Source organism: Nocardia colli, assembly GCF_008704205.1.
Lineage (GTDB): Bacteria > Actinomycetota > Actinomycetes > Mycobacteriales > Mycobacteriaceae > Nocardia > Nocardia colli.
In genome coordinates, this window is record NZ_VXLC01000015.1 from 378,878 (window position 1) to 392,478 (window position 13,601).

The 13,601-nt window shown below is 67.8% G+C and carries 12 protein-coding genes; 6 read left to right on the top strand and 6 right to left on the bottom strand.

All coding sequences use genetic code 11. The features are described 5' to 3' along the window. Positions 1–3: 3 nt before the first annotated feature. On the top strand, positions 4–525 hold the full coding sequence (locus F3087_RS28745) for a nuclear transport factor 2 family protein (RefSeq protein WP_150405180.1): 522 nt from the start codon (positions 4–6) through the stop codon (positions 523–525). 27 nt (positions 526–552) lie between these two features. Here the strand turns inward: F3087_RS28745 and F3087_RS28750 are convergent, their stop codons facing one another. Genes F3087_RS28750 through F3087_RS28770 form a run of 5 tightly spaced genes read right to left on the bottom strand, consistent with a single transcriptional unit; the run spans position 553 to position 5,685 of the window. After that, positions 553–1,443 carry an STM4011 family radical SAM protein gene (locus F3087_RS28750; RefSeq protein WP_150405181.1) on the bottom strand — a complete coding sequence of 297 codons (891 nt, stop codon included), beginning with the start codon at positions 1,441–1,443 and terminating at the stop codon, positions 553–555. Positions 1,444–1,445: 2 nt separating this feature from the next. Next, the gene (locus tag F3087_RS28755; protein ID WP_150405182.1) at positions 1,446–2,786 is read right to left on the bottom strand and encodes an STM4012 family radical SAM protein; all 1,341 of its coding nucleotides are present in this window, start codon (positions 2,784–2,786) and stop codon (positions 1,446–1,448) included. Then, a complete protein-coding gene (locus tag F3087_RS28760) occupies positions 2,783–3,589 on the bottom strand; it encodes an STM4013/SEN3800 family hydrolase (protein WP_150405183.1) in 807 nt (268 codons plus the stop codon). Before F3087_RS28760 ends, F3087_RS28755 begins: the two co-directional genes overlap by 4 nt. A 1-nt stretch (position 3,590) precedes the next feature. Beyond that, positions 3,591–4,715, bottom strand: coding sequence for an STM4014 family protein (locus F3087_RS28765; protein WP_223885417.1), 1,125 nt, complete (start codon positions 4,713–4,715; stop codon positions 3,591–3,593). After that, on the bottom strand, positions 4,708–5,685 hold the full coding sequence (locus F3087_RS28770) for an STM4015 family protein (RefSeq protein ID WP_150405185.1): 978 nt from the start codon (positions 5,683–5,685) through the stop codon (positions 4,708–4,710). The genes F3087_RS28765 and F3087_RS28770 overlap by 8 nt, the downstream gene beginning before the upstream one ends. Before the next feature lie 152 nt (positions 5,686–5,837). On the opposite strand from F3087_RS28770, the gene F3087_RS28775 reads away from it, so the two are divergent. Continuing rightward, the gene (locus tag F3087_RS28775) at positions 5,838–6,164 is read left to right on the top strand and encodes a hypothetical protein (protein ID WP_150405186.1); all 327 of its coding nucleotides are present in this window, start codon (positions 5,838–5,840) and stop codon (positions 6,162–6,164) included. A 47-nt stretch (positions 6,165–6,211) separates the two neighbouring features. Continuing rightward, positions 6,212–7,222: a DUF6745 domain-containing protein gene (locus F3087_RS28780; RefSeq protein WP_150405187.1), complete on the top strand. Its 1,011-nt coding sequence runs from the start codon at positions 6,212–6,214 to the stop codon at positions 7,220–7,222. A gap of 12 nt (positions 7,223–7,234) precedes the next feature. Here F3087_RS28780 and F3087_RS28785 read toward each other — a convergent pair whose 3' ends face one another. Then, positions 7,235–8,011 (bottom strand): IclR family transcriptional regulator, encoded by a 777-nt coding sequence (locus F3087_RS28785; protein ID WP_150405188.1) that lies wholly within the window; start codon positions 8,009–8,011, stop codon positions 7,235–7,237. A 180-nt stretch (positions 8,012–8,191) separates the two neighbouring features. Between F3087_RS28785 and F3087_RS28790 the strand changes: the two genes are divergently transcribed. From F3087_RS28790 to F3087_RS28800, 3 genes are all read left to right on the top strand, one after another. After that, positions 8,192–8,719 (top strand): hypothetical protein, encoded by a 528-nt coding sequence (locus F3087_RS28790; protein ID WP_150405189.1) that lies wholly within the window; start codon positions 8,192–8,194, stop codon positions 8,717–8,719. 212 nt (positions 8,720–8,931) lie between these two features. Continuing rightward, positions 8,932–10,137 (top strand): glycoside hydrolase family 76 protein, encoded by a 1,206-nt coding sequence (locus tag F3087_RS28795; RefSeq protein ID WP_150405190.1) that lies wholly within the window; start codon positions 8,932–8,934, stop codon positions 10,135–10,137. Positions 10,138–10,462: 325 nt separating this feature from the next. Next, positions 10,463–13,588, top strand: a complete 3,126-nt coding sequence (locus tag F3087_RS28800; RefSeq protein ID WP_150405191.1) for a type I polyketide synthase — start codon at positions 10,463–10,465, stop codon at positions 13,586–13,588. Positions 13,589–13,601 lie beyond the last annotated feature (13 nt).

The window sequence follows — 13,601 nt, forward strand, 5'->3', positions numbered from 1 at the left end:
GTCATGAGCAACAACACCGCATCCTCCGCCCCCGTGGACACCGATCAAACACCTCTCACCGCCTTGGACAGATTCGAGATCTTCGAGCAGTTGGTGCTGCACCAGCGCTACATCGACAACGATCCGAGCCGCGAATCGGCCGACAAGTATGTGGGTCTGTACTGGCCGGAGGCGACCTTCACGGTGCACGATCTGCGGTCGCAGACGTTCACCGGGCCGGAAGGACTGAAGAGCCTGTACGACTTCGCGCACAGTGTGTTTCCGCTGGAGAAGTGGTTCCACGACGTCGGCTGGTTCGAGATCGAGGGTGCGGGCGACACCGCGCTCGTGTCGTGGCGCTGGCGCGTGAACTGGAAGGAAAGCAACGAGGGTGTGGTCTCGACCGGCACCTACCAGGACCGGTTCGAGCGGCGGGGCGGTGTGTGGAAGGTGATCGATCGCGTATCGAACATTGATCCGAACTGGCCTGCGGCACTGTTCCAGCCGTACGTCGACCGGCAGGCGGAGTTGTTCAAGGCCTCCTGATCAGCCGATTGCCAGGGCCGCCGCCGGTCAGGCTGACCGATCACCCCGTCGGGACAGAGTGACGAGGGGTAATGACTCGGCAGCGGGGATGCGTTCGAGGACGCCGCCGGCGAAAACGTCGTACAGCGGAAGAGTTTCGAGGTGGACATAGCCGATGTGACAGTCGCACACGGTGAGTGGGCAGGCGCGCGGGGCCAGTGCGCTGCGGAACGAATTGTCGTAGAGATTGCCCAGCGGGTCTCGGACGAAATGGCAGCGGCGGACGGTCCCGTCACCGTCTACCGAGATGACCGAAGAGCCGGTTCGGCAAGCTTGGCCGGCGGAGTCGTGCGGGTGGCGGCTGAAGGGGAACAGCGGGTCGAGGGAGGTCCAGTCTTCGGCTTGGGCGTCGGTGTAGGTGTGCCCTTCGGCGGCGTTCACCCAGAGGTAGATGTGGTCGGGGAGGTCGGCGCGTAGCTGCTGTGCGTGTTCGAGATGCTCTGGGAGGCCGACTATTCCGACGCTGAAGCGGATGCCGGCGGTGGCCAGCTTGGTGGTCTTGTCGAGGAAGCGTTGGTAGGGAGTTTGCCCGGGGTGATAGGTGCACCAGAGGGCGAGGGTGTCGGGGTCGGCGTCGGATAGCCAGTCGGTGCGACAGCTGAGGTTGGTCTGGATGGCGACGCGGTCGATGTGCGGTGCGTGGGACAGTTCGACCATTGCTCGCCGATACCAGGAACGCACCAATCCCTCGCCCCATGGGGTGAACAGGACGGAGAGCCGGTCGTCGGTCTGCTGGAGCGCCCAGGTGGTGAAGCGTTCGAGGGCGGCGCGATCCGCGCGCAGTTGCGCGGTGCTGTCCCGGCGTTTGGCGAACGGGCAGTAGGGGCAGTCGTAGTCGCAGGAGGCGAGCGGTCCGCGGTAGAGGATGGTCAGGTCCACGATTACCGCAGCTCGTAGGCGGCCATCGCGGCTTGCACCGCGGGGGAGAAGAATTCGGGGCCGATCGCGTCGGAGTAGGCGAGACCCGTGCCGGTGAGGCGCAGTCGACCGGGTTCGGTGTCGGAGAGCCAGCCGCGTTCGCCGAGCGTATGTAGCTGAGTGGGGAAGTCCTGCCAGGGATCGTTGCCGAACTGCGCCAGGTAGTCCGCGATGGCGAAGCCGTCCGCCTGTAACAGCGACTGGAGCAGATATCTGCGTTTCGCCTCGTCCCGATCCATCACCCTGCCGTGCACCGCGCTACTGAAATCGGTAGTGGCGGTGTAGGTATCGATGATGGTTCGCACCTCACGCATCGAGACCGCGTAGTCGAACGAGTAGTGCAGTCCGGAGGTGTAAGAGCGGGCGCCGCAACCGAGTCCGATCATGCCGTCGGTCTGGCACGCGTAATCGTCCGGTCCCTGCGGTGGAGCGTCGCTACGCCGGAACATGCGCATGGAGACCTGCTCGTAGCCGTGCGCGAGCAGATGATCACGGCCCTCGGTGTATCTGCGCAACCGCTGTTCGTCCCAATCGAGGTCCGCGACAGCGGGATCGGCGTGCCGGCCTAGTCCGGTCAGCGGTCGCACATAGAGGGGGTAGAGGTAGATCTCCTCCGGCCGCCAGGCCAGCGCCGCGTCGAGGGACACTCGCCAGCTCGACTCGGTCTGACCGTCGATGCCGTAGATCAGGTCGATATTGAGGACAGGGATGTCGGTGTCGCGAATATACCCGAGCGCCGCCTCGACATCCGCGCGCCGCTGCGGTCGCACAGCTGCGCGGGCTTCTTCGTCGATGAAGCTCTGCACGCCGATGCTCAGCCGGGTGGTCCCGCGCTCGGCGAGTACGGCGAGTCGATCGGCGGTGGCGGTACTCGGCGAAGTCTCGACCGACAGCGGAATCGACCGCAGATCAGCGCCCATCACCACCTCGGCGATATCGCACAGCCGCGACAACTCGGCGGCCTCGAGATAAGTCGGCGTGCCGCCACCGAACGCGGCATTCGCGAAATGCACCGGGTCTTCGTCGCCGAGGGCCGCCCGCATGGCCTGCCCTTGCCGCGTGAGCGCGTCGAGGTAGCGACCGGTCAGACCGTCCGGTGCGCCGACGCGAGTGAACAGATTGCAGAAGCCACACCGCACTTCACAGAACGGGATGTGCAGATACAGCGAAAGCGCTTGCCGCGGTTGACCTGCCCACAGATCGGCGAGCGCGGGCCGCGGCGTCAGCGGCCGATAGGCGGTCTTGTGCGGATACGCGTACACGTAGTTCTGATACGGCCGGGGTAGCGCGATGGTGTCGATCATGCGGAGCACTCCAAGAAGAAATGGCCGTAGGGGACGGTCCATACGGACTCGTGGCCCAGCCGATGGCCGGTGTAACCGTCGTCGCCGTAGGCGGTGCCGTGGTCGGAACACACGATCGCGAAACACTGCCGCCGGGAACGCATCGCGTCGAACAGCCGGCCTACATGGGCGTCGATGTATTGCAGAGCGGCTGCGTGCGTCTCGCGGCAGTCGCCGGTTTCGCGGGTGGTTCCCGGCAGATGGAACCAGTTGGGTTGATGGAGCGCGGAAGCGTTGAGGAACAAGAAGAGTCGCTGCTCGGCGGGCAGGCCGGCGGCCACTTGCTCGGCGCAGGCCACCTGGGCTTCGAACGAGGTAGGCGAAGCGACGGAAAAGTCCGGCTCCCAATGACTTTCGGCGAACAATCCGGGCAGCACGCTGCCGAGCGCGCCCCGTTTGTTGAAGAACCCGACACCGCCGATGCAGACCGTGTGATAGCCGTGCGCTGCGAGCGCGGTCACGAGATCGGGCGAGTCGAAGACGTAGGTGCCGTCCGCGGTGGTCTCGCTGCCGGCGAAGCGCGCGGCGAACAGTCGTGGGTGCGGACCCGGCGTCGCGGGCGTCGGCAGGAATCCGGCGAAGATCGCCTGATGTGAGGCGTAGGTGAAACTGCCTGGAGCGTGCCGCTTTTCCCAGTTGCCGTCGGGAAGATAGGCGGACAGGTTGGGCAGTTTGCCCGCTGCCGCGAGCTCGACCGCGACGTCGTAGCGGAGCGTGTCGAGGGTGAGGAGCAAAAGATCGTCGCGGCCGACAACCTCGTTCATATCAGGCCGGTGCATACGTCACCTCGGGTGTATCTGGTTGCGGAGCAACGAAATAGGGCGCGGCGCGAAGCTGCGCGGTGTACGTGTCGACGCCCGCGGCGGGACCTTCCGGCAACCCGGTGAGTCGCGGCAGCAGGTCGCCGAACGCGTTGACCTCGCCGACCGTGAACCGGCGCCAGCCGATCGAAGGCAGCAGATCGACTCCGACACAGAGCGTTCCGGGAAAGCATTCGGCCGCACGTTCGCAGATCGCCAACGCCTCGTTCCAGCGCTCACCCGCCGCCATGCGAACGGTGGCGAGATCGCCACGGGTACCGCCCAGATGCAGGTTGGTCATCGGCGCCCGGCTCGTCCGCGCCACCGCATGGGTGGCCCGCCCCGCGACGACGAGCACCCGCAAATCGGCGGTCCGCCCGGCCAACGACGCCTTCGGTACCCACTGTTCGATGTGCAATCCGTCGGGTGCGAGCCGGTCGACGATCGCGGCGATCTCCGACTCGCTGGTATAGCGACGAACCTTGAGCGAGTTGTGCAGCGCGCCGCCGGCCGCGACCTCCACCGACGTCGTCGCCCGCCACCGCGCCGTGCTGGTCGACTCGATCGCGAGCACCCCCGACGCGGAGGATCCGTGCGCGAGCTTCACGAAGACACGGCGAAGACCGTTGTCGCGCATCCGGTCTCGCACATCGGACCAGCCGCGCACAGGTGCCGCGGCACCGGATGTCGGCGAGGCGGGCACCGGAACGCCGGCGGCATCGAGGCGGGCATGACACAGCCGTTTGTCGAACAGCACAGCGAGTTCCGAAGGATCGTCGAGCCGGCGACCGCCGCGCAGCGATCCGGCCGCATCGAGGAACCGCGCGTACCACCGCGCCGAACCTTCCACGCGGGTCGGATCTTGCACGCCGCGCAGCAGCTCCTCCACCGCGGGGTTCTCCCCGGGCGAATCCAGTCGGACGATCTCGTCCTCGGCGAAGTCGTGACCGCCGTCGCGCAGCACGGCACGCCATTCGACCACCCGCGGCGCGGCCACACCGACCGCCCGCGCGGCGTCGAGGAACAACCCGACCCGGCGATTCTCCCGGTTGCCGACGACTACCCAGCGCGTCGACGGCGGCTCATTCACTGACCGCGACGAAGCGCCAGACGGTGCCCTCGTCCTCATCTTCGTCTTCGTCGGCGTCGTCGGGGTCGAGATTCAGTCGCACGCCGGCCGGTTCGAGCGTTTGGGTCAGCCGCTCGCCCATCGCCGTGGACAGATAGTTGTGGTGCAGGTCGAGGAAGGACAGATGGCTGAGCGGTTGTCCGCTGAGCAGGGCGGCCGCGCCGTCGTCGGTGAGCACGCCCATGGAAACGTCGAGGACCTCGAGGCGAGCCACCACCGGCGCCGATGCCAGCGCGACGCAGATGTCGTCCTGGATCTCGCTGTTGCGCAACGCCAGATGCGTCAGCTTCGGCAGCCGGGTCCCGGCCAGGATCGGCGCGAGGTCGGCGACATCGGCGTCACCACCGTATTCCGAGGTGCCGAGCCACAGGTCGAGATGGGTCAGTGCGGGCAGGTCGCTCGCGGCGATCCCGCGCACGACCTCGGCCCCCAGGCCACCGGTCTCCACGATCAACTTGTGCAGGCGCTCGTGCCGGATAGCCGGAAACTCCAGTTCCTGGCCGCCGCGCACGCGGAATTCGGTCAACTCGGGGAAGGCCTCCAGCAGCACCGTCACCTGCCCCTGATTGATCCAGGAGATCTCGCATTCCTCGCCGACGATATCGCCGACGAACAACGCACGCAGGTTCGGCAACCGATCCTTGGCGGCGAGCAACGCCTCGAATACCTCCTCCGGGCCCCTGTCGTACGCGTCGGTCCAGCAGCCGACGATGAACGCCCGGACCTCGGTGAGGTCGACGGCGTCGGCGAATTCGGCGAACGCCGCCGCCCACGACTCCGAAGGGTCATAGGAGGAAATGCCGATGCGCCAGGCCACCGAGCCGGCCGCGGGCAGCGTGTCCGCCGACCGCGCCGGGCCGCCGGAATCGGCAGTCGGGAAGTCGAACGCGGGCAAACCCCCGAGCTCGTGCAAGTGGTCCCCAACGGTCATGTGTCCCCGCCCCTTTCGGCCGGTTTCGAGAATGATCAGCTGCTTTCTACCAAGCCCCTCCGACAACTCGGGAACCGGGCGGTCTTTGTCGGTGCCTGCCGCTACGGTCCTCGGCATGGCACCGATTCCGGGCCGCGGTGGGAGGAGAAATCATGTATCGGCAAGGCGACGTCCTGATCGTTCCGTTGGCGGAGACCGCCGTGCCCGAAACGGCCGTGCACGCCGCCTCGGAGCCGCGTGACGCCCGAGGGCGATTGGTCCTCGCGCTCGGTGAGGTCACCGGCCACGCCCACGCGATCCCGAGTCCCGGCAGGTTGATTCGCGAGGCGAGCGCGTTCGGGCCGATGCTGCTGCACCTACCCGAGGGCGGGCGCGTCGTGCACGAGGAACACGCCGCCATCACGCTGCCGCAGGGCTGGTATCGGGTGGTGCGCCAGCGCGAGTACGTGCCGGGCTCGGTGCGGATCGTGGCCGACTGAACAACCCGGTGTCAGGAATCTCGAACGAGCACAGGAAGAGCGAAGACGTGACGGAACATGATGTGTGGCGGTCGATTTCGGCGCAGACCGGTGCCGGCGACCGGGCGGCGGCGGAAGCCGGCGTACGTGCGGCCTACCGGCTGGCGGGATTGCGTGAGCCCGCGCGAATCGTGTGGGCCGGTTCGCCGTTGGCCGCGGTGCGGATGTTGTCGGACGGGGAGTTGGGGGAGCGTGGCGCCAGTGTCCGGGAGGCGCTGCGCAGCGGGCCGTGGGCAGCCGAACGTGCCCGCGTACACGCGGAATTGGGCTCGAAGGCCTTCAACGACCATTGGCAGCGCACCGGCGCGGACCTGTGGGAGCTGACCCGGACCGTCGTCGACCGAATCCGCGAGGGTGTCATCGAGGCCGCGGCGAGCACGCCCAAGGAACGCACCGGCGTCCGCCTGCTGCTGCTGGACGCCGTACTCGGCCAGCACGATGCCGCCTGGCTGTGCGCATTCGACACCACCGCCGAGTCGCCGCTCGGCGGATTGGCCACGGTCGCACGGGAAGCCGGCTGGTGGTGGCCGTACGAGAACGTCGCCCTGATCAGCGAACGCCCCACCGAACTGCACCGCGACGAGGCCGGTCGCCTCGACCGCGGCGACGGTCCCGCGCTGGCCTACACCGACGGATTCGAACTGCACGCCTGGCGCGGCATGTCCGTCAGTGCCGAATTCCTGGACAGCCTGCGGGCATTGACGCCCGAGCAGATCCGCGCGGAGGAGAACGCCGAACTGCGCCGGATCATGCTCGAGTACTACGGCTACGACCGCTATCTCGACGAATCCGGCGCGCGCCCGATGCATCGCGACGAGACCGGGGTGCTGTGGCGGATCGCGCTCGACGGCGACGAGGACGTGGTGATGGTCGAGGTGGTCAACTCGACGCCGGAACCCGACGGCACCCACCGCACCTACTGGCTTCGCGTGCCGCCGGCGACGACCACCGCCCGCGAAGGCGTGGCCTGGACTTTCGGGCTCGGCGCGGACGTCTACGAACCGGTGAAGCAGACCTGACCCACCGCTCGGTCACGCGCTGCGGGAGTTCAGCATCTCGGCCAGGTCGCGCTCGAGGGATTCGGCGAGTGCGACGGTGGCGCGGCGGATCGCGGGGGTCGTGGTCGCACTGCCGCGACCGGCCAGGCCCAACGCGCCGATGAGCGTGCCCGCGGTGTCGTGCAGCGCGACCGCCGTGCAGCCCCAGCCCAGGCGCGACTGTTCCTGTTCGACAGCGATTCCGGTCTCCCTGGCATCGGTGAGGAGGGCGCGGAGGCGACCAGGGTGCGCGGGGGAGTACGGCGTGAGCGGCGGGCAGCCGGTCGTCAGGATGCGTTCGGCTTGTTCGGCGTGATGGGCGAATTGCAGCCTGCCGGTTGCGGTCAGCACGACACTGCGACCGAGCGAGGCCAGCGACGGCCACGCTGTCTCCTTCATCGAATGACGATGTGCCGCGCCGAAAACGGACCCGACATTGACCAGCTCACCGTTGTGCAACCCGCAGTAGAAGGCGATCTCGCCGGGCGCTCGGGCATAGAGGTCTTGCAGGTACGGCTGCGCCGTGTGCGCGGTGAGCTGATGCCAGGTGGAACGCAAACCCTGATGGATCAACCGGTCGCCGGCCCAATAACCCTGCGGCGTCCGGATCAGCATGCCGCGCTGGACGAGTGCGTTGGCGATCCGGCGGACGGTCGGCTTGGGAATGCCGGTGTTCTTGGTCAGCGATGCGAGGGTGATCGGCGCCGGCGCGCTGGCCACCTCGTCCAGGATGGTGACGGTGCGACCGACGACTGTGCGGTCATCCTCCATGGGAACCCCCCGTTCCGGTGTCGGCGGACACCGGCTCCCGAGGGTGTCCGCTTGCTATATCGCAGAGTTCACCTCGATCGTGTCACTCACCGACACGGTGATGGTGCGATCGCCGGTACTCGCATCGCATCCTGATGCCGTGCCGCAGACCAATCGAGCGGCAGGCAGAGAGGGTGGACCGTGTCGTTCTTCATCGAGCGTGGAAAACACCGAGCCGGGTTGCGCGTCGCCGGTGCGCTGGCCGCGGCCGTCGCGGCGAGCATGTTCGTGCCGACCAGCGCGGCGGCCGCGCCGACCGACGTGACCGCGACGGTCACCACGCTGGGCTGGCGCATCACCGCCACCGTAACCAACAACTCCCGGTACAACGTGGACTGTCTATTCACCGGATACCACGATCCGGGCGGCCCGGGCACCGCGGACCCGCTCTTCGCCATCACCCTCCAACCGCAGGCTTGGACGACGGCCTCGAACAGCGTTTCCGGCGACGTCGGCGTGGTCCCGCCGGGCGGCTACCACACCTGGTGGAAATGCGAAAAGCCTTACGTCGCACCACCGCCGGGCGTGTTCTACCTCCCGCCGGCGCCATGGGGGACCGCACCGATGGTGACCAGGCCGACGGCCGAACCCAGCCCGATCACCTTGCCGAACTGTCCGCCGCCCGGCCCCGTCACCCCCTGCGTGCCGCGGTTCCATCCACCTCGCTGATCGCGGCACTCGAAAAGTGCATGCTCTAACGTAGATATGCGCATCTATCGATGCGACCCGCCATTCGACGATCCACCCGCCACGCTTACCTCCCGACCAGAACCGGCAAGGACGGGAAACCGCCGCCGCGCCCGAACAGTGGTTGCGGGATAGGATCCACCTGCACGGTTTCTGTCTCTGATGATCATGCTCAGTAAAGGGAGTCCGAGCGGATGGATCGCCGGGACAAGGGGATAAGCCGGCGCAATGTGCTGGTGGCAGCGGGAGCCTCGGTCGTACTGACCGCGCTGGCGGAGCCCGCGCAGGCCCTGACGATCACGCGGAAAGTGTCTCCCGGCCCGGACGATCCGGGACAGCGGGCGGCCCTGGCGGAACAGGCGATCGTGCAGCGGCACGTGCGCACGCTCTGGGGCCGGCCGCAGATGCGGCTGGGCACGCTGTACTGGCCGGGGACCTGGCTGGATCAGTCGTTCGTGAAATGGTGCTACTGGTGGCAGGCGCACCTGCTCGACTGCGCGGTGGACGCCGCGCACCGGGCCCGCACTCCCGAACGGATCGAGCGAGTCGTCGCCCTCGCCCGCGGTATCCGGGTCCGCAACCTCACCGGCTGGACCAACCGGTACTACGACGACATGTCTTGGCTGGTGCTGGCATTGGAGCGGGCCGACCGGCTGCTCGGTGTCCGGTTCAGTGAGGCGGTCGACGACTTGGGGGCCGACTTGGTCGGCGGCTGGAACCCGGAGATCGGCGCGGTGCCCTGGCGGATCGACGACGAGTACTACAGCACCTCCGCGATCGGCCCGGCCGGCATCGCCATGGCCCGGTTGGGCAATCTGTCCCGGGCCAGGGAACTCGCCGATTTCCTGGAGACCCGGTTGCGGGACAACGACACCGGCTTGATCTTCGACGGCATCCACGAGCCCGGCGGCCGGGTGGATCGCACCGCCCTCACTTACTGCCAGGGCGTGGCCATCGGTCTCCAGACCGAGTTGGCAATACGCACCGGCGAATCGGCGCATCGCCGGCGCGCGGCTGCCCTCGTCGCCGCGGTCGGGGACCGCATGACGGACAGGGGAGTGATCGCCGCGGCCTCGGGGGACGACTCCGGATTGTTCATGGGCATCCTGGCCCGGTATCTCGCGGAAGCCGCGCTGGCCCTTGGCGATACCACCGCCGCGAACATCGTGCACGCGTCCGCACGGGCCGCGTGGCAGCATCGCGCGGAGGTCGACGGGCTACCGCTGTTCGGCATGGACTGGCGGCGCCCGGTCACGGTGCCCGCGCCGCCGGGAACCTTTCCTCAGCTCATGTACTCCTCCGCCGCGTCGTCGGGGAACCTGAGCCGCGATCTGTCGGTACAGCTGAGCGGATGGATGCTGCTCGAAGCGGATTACCAGCTGGTCGCTGCCGGTCGCTGAGCCCTCGGTTCGAAATCGCCGAGCATATCGGGCCTTTCGGATACCGGCCGGTTGCCTTTTTTGCCCGAATACCCCCGGATGGGGGGTATTGCCGCGCCCGCCAATTATGGACGAATTATCTATACATTACGCAAAGGTGGAGTTCTATAATTTGCATGTAAGTTGTTCCGGTTGACAACTTTTCGCACCGCGGTAATGCTGTCAGCGGAGGTCGAAGATGAACTTTACGCCCTTGATCGACGCTTCGAATAATCACGTACAAATCGATTCCGTCGACCGGTGGCGGCCGTTGATCTCGGCCCTGGTGGGGAATCGAGGATGACCGATGGCCGATGAGGCTGAACTACGCAGGTATCTGAAGAAGGCCGCCCGCGAGCTGTATGAGACGCAGCAGCGGCTGCGCGAGCTGGAAGCGAAATCCAGTGAGCCGGTTGCGATTATCGGCATGTCGTGCCGGTTTGCGGGCGGGGTGCGGTCACCGGAAGACCTGTGGGACTGCGTGATAGCGGGCCGCGACCTGGTCGCCGAGTTTCCGGCCGATCGGGGCTGGGACCTGGATTCGATATTCGCGGCGGACCCGGACACGTTCGCCGAATCCGCCGCCGGTCGCGGCGCTTTCCTCGAGCGCCCGGGGGAATTCGATGCCGGGTTCTTCGGTATCAGTCCGCGCGAGGCGCTGGCGATAGACCCGCAGCAACGGCAGGTGCTGGAAGTTGCCTGGGAGACAGTCGAACGGGCCAGAATCGATCCGGCCGAGTTGCGGGGCAGCGACACCGGGGTATTCGTCGGCATGACGGGCCAGGGCTATGGATTCGGTGCGCCGACCGGGATGGGTGACGCGGAATCCTATTTGGTGACCGGAAATATCTCGGCGATGGCGTCCGGGCGGCTCGCCTATTTCCTCGGCCTGCACGGGCCCGCGGTCACGCTGGACACCACGTGCTCGTCGTCGTTGGTGGCGCTGCACCAGGCCGTCCAGTCGCTGCGGTCGGGGCAGACCTCGATGGCCCTGGTCGGCGGCGTCACGGTGATGGCGACGCACCTGACCTTCGCGATGTTCGCCCGGCAGCGCGCGCTCGCCGCGGACGGCCGGTGCAAGGCCTTCGCGGCCGGGGCCGACGGCACCGCCTGGGGTGAGGGCATCGGCATGGTTCTGGTCGAACGGCTCTCGGACGCAGAGCGTCTGGGCCACCCGGTGCTGGCGGTGGTGCGCGGCGCGGCGGTGAACTCCGACGGCGCGTCGAACGGGCTGACGGCGCCCAACGGGCTGGCCCAGCAGCGGGTGATCGCGGCGGCGCTGGCCGACGCCCGGCTGCGGCCGGACCAGATCGACCTGGTGGAGGGGCACGGCACCGGCACGGTGCTCGGCGACCCGATCGAGGTGCAGGCGCTGCATGCCACCTACGGCAAGCAGCGTCCCGCCGATCGGCCGCTCTGGCTCGGATCGGTGAAATCGAATGTGGCGCACACCCAATCCGCCGCCGGAGTGGCCGGTCTGATCAAGGCGGTCGAGGCGATCCGGCACGGTGTGGTGCCGCCGACCTTGCACGTCGACGAGCCGACTCGGCACGCGGACTGGTCGCCGGGCACGATCCGGCTGGCCACCCGAGCCTGTCCGTGGCCAGAACACGAGGGGCCACGCCGGGCGGGGGTGTCGTCGTTCGGCATGAGCGGCACCAACGCCCACGTCATCCTCGAGCAGCATGTGCGGCCCGAGCCGGAACCCGACGCCGGCACAGCGGAGCCGGCCGCGCCTGTCGCCTGGGTGTTGTCCGGGAAGAGCGCGGGCGCGCTGGCCGGCCAGGCGACCCGGCTGCACGCCGCGCTGACGGCCGATCCGGACCTGAGCCCTACCGCTGTCGGCTATTCGCTGGCCACCACCCGAACTGTCTTCGACCATCGTGCGGTGGTGGTCGGCCGCACCCGCATCGAACTCGTCGATCCGTTGACCGACCTGTCGGCTTCGAGCTCCGTCATCCGCACGCACACGCGTGGCGCGGGCAAGACCGCGATGATGCTGCCCGGCCAGGGTAGTCAGTGGATCGGTATGGGTAGCCAGCTGTATCGCGAGTTCCCGGTCTACGCCGCGGCTTTCGACGACGTGTGCGCGAGTTTCGCGCCGCTGCTGGACCGTCCGTTGCGGCAGGTCGTGTTCGTACCTGGCGAGGAGCATCTGCTCGATCGCACCGACTACACCCAGCCCGCGTTGTTCGCCGTCGAGGTCGCCCTCTTCCGGCTGCTCGAATCCTGGGGACTGCGACCGGATTTCGTCATCGGGCACTCGATCGGTGAGCTGGCCGCCGCTCACGTGGCAGGTGTCTTCGCGCTGCCGGACGCCGCGACGGTGGTCGCGGCGCGCGGCCGGCTGATGCAGCAGCTGCCGCCGGGTGTCATGGTGTCGCTGCGCGCCCGCCACGACGAGGTGCTGGAGTCGCTGGCGGGGCTGGAATCCGACGTCGCGGTCGCGGCGTGCAACGGGCCGAACGCCACGGTGATCTCCGGTGACGAAGCCGCGGTGCTGACCGTCGCGCGCCAGTGGCGCGACCGTGGCCGCCGGGTCAAGCGGCTGCGCGCCGACCGGGCCTTCCATTCCCCGCACCTCGACGGCGTGCTGGCCGAATTCGGGCAGGTCGTCGCGAGTGTGCCGCGGGGCGCCGCGTCGATTCCGGTGATCTCCAACGTGACCGGTGCGCCGGTGTCGGCCGACGACCTGAGGTCGGTCGACTATTGGCTGCGGCAGGCGCGTGAACCGGTCCGCTTCGTCGACGGGCTGCGGCAGCTGCTCACGGCGGGCGTCACCACCTTGATCGAGGTGGGTCCGGGCACCGTGTTGTCGGACATGAGCTACGAGTGCATCGATGATGCCCGGTGCGTCGCGATTCCGGCGCTGCGGTCGGCGACCGGCGAGGCCGACGGACTCGTGAAAGCGGTTGCGGGCGTGTGGGTTCGCGGCATACCGGTGAACTGGGGCGCGATGTTCGCGGACACCAGGACCGTGGACCTGCCCACCTACGCCTTTCAGCGTCGGAACTATTGGATCGACACCACTTTGGCACGCGAATCGGCAGCTGCGACAGCGGCTTTCGGTACAGCGCCGATACCGGACAGCAGCGATCCGTCCACTGTCTCGATGTCGCCTGTGCAAGAGCGGCTTTCGGCCCTGCCGGCCGGGGAATGGCCGGACGTCCTGCTCGACGTGGTCACCGCGCAGTTGCGCGAGATCGTGGTGGACCTGCTCGACGCCGAAATCGACCTCGACGCGTCCGTCCTCGACCTGGGCCTGACCTCGCTGTCTGTCTTGGAGTTCCGCAGCCGACTGAATGTGGCTGCCGGAATCACGGTCTCGGTCGAGGACCTGCTCCGTAATCCGACCCCCCGCGCCGTTGCCGCATTGCTGGCCGCCGCCGTCCGACTGCCGGATCGGCCCGAATCAACCGTGCTCGCGGTGTGAACGCGCACCGAGA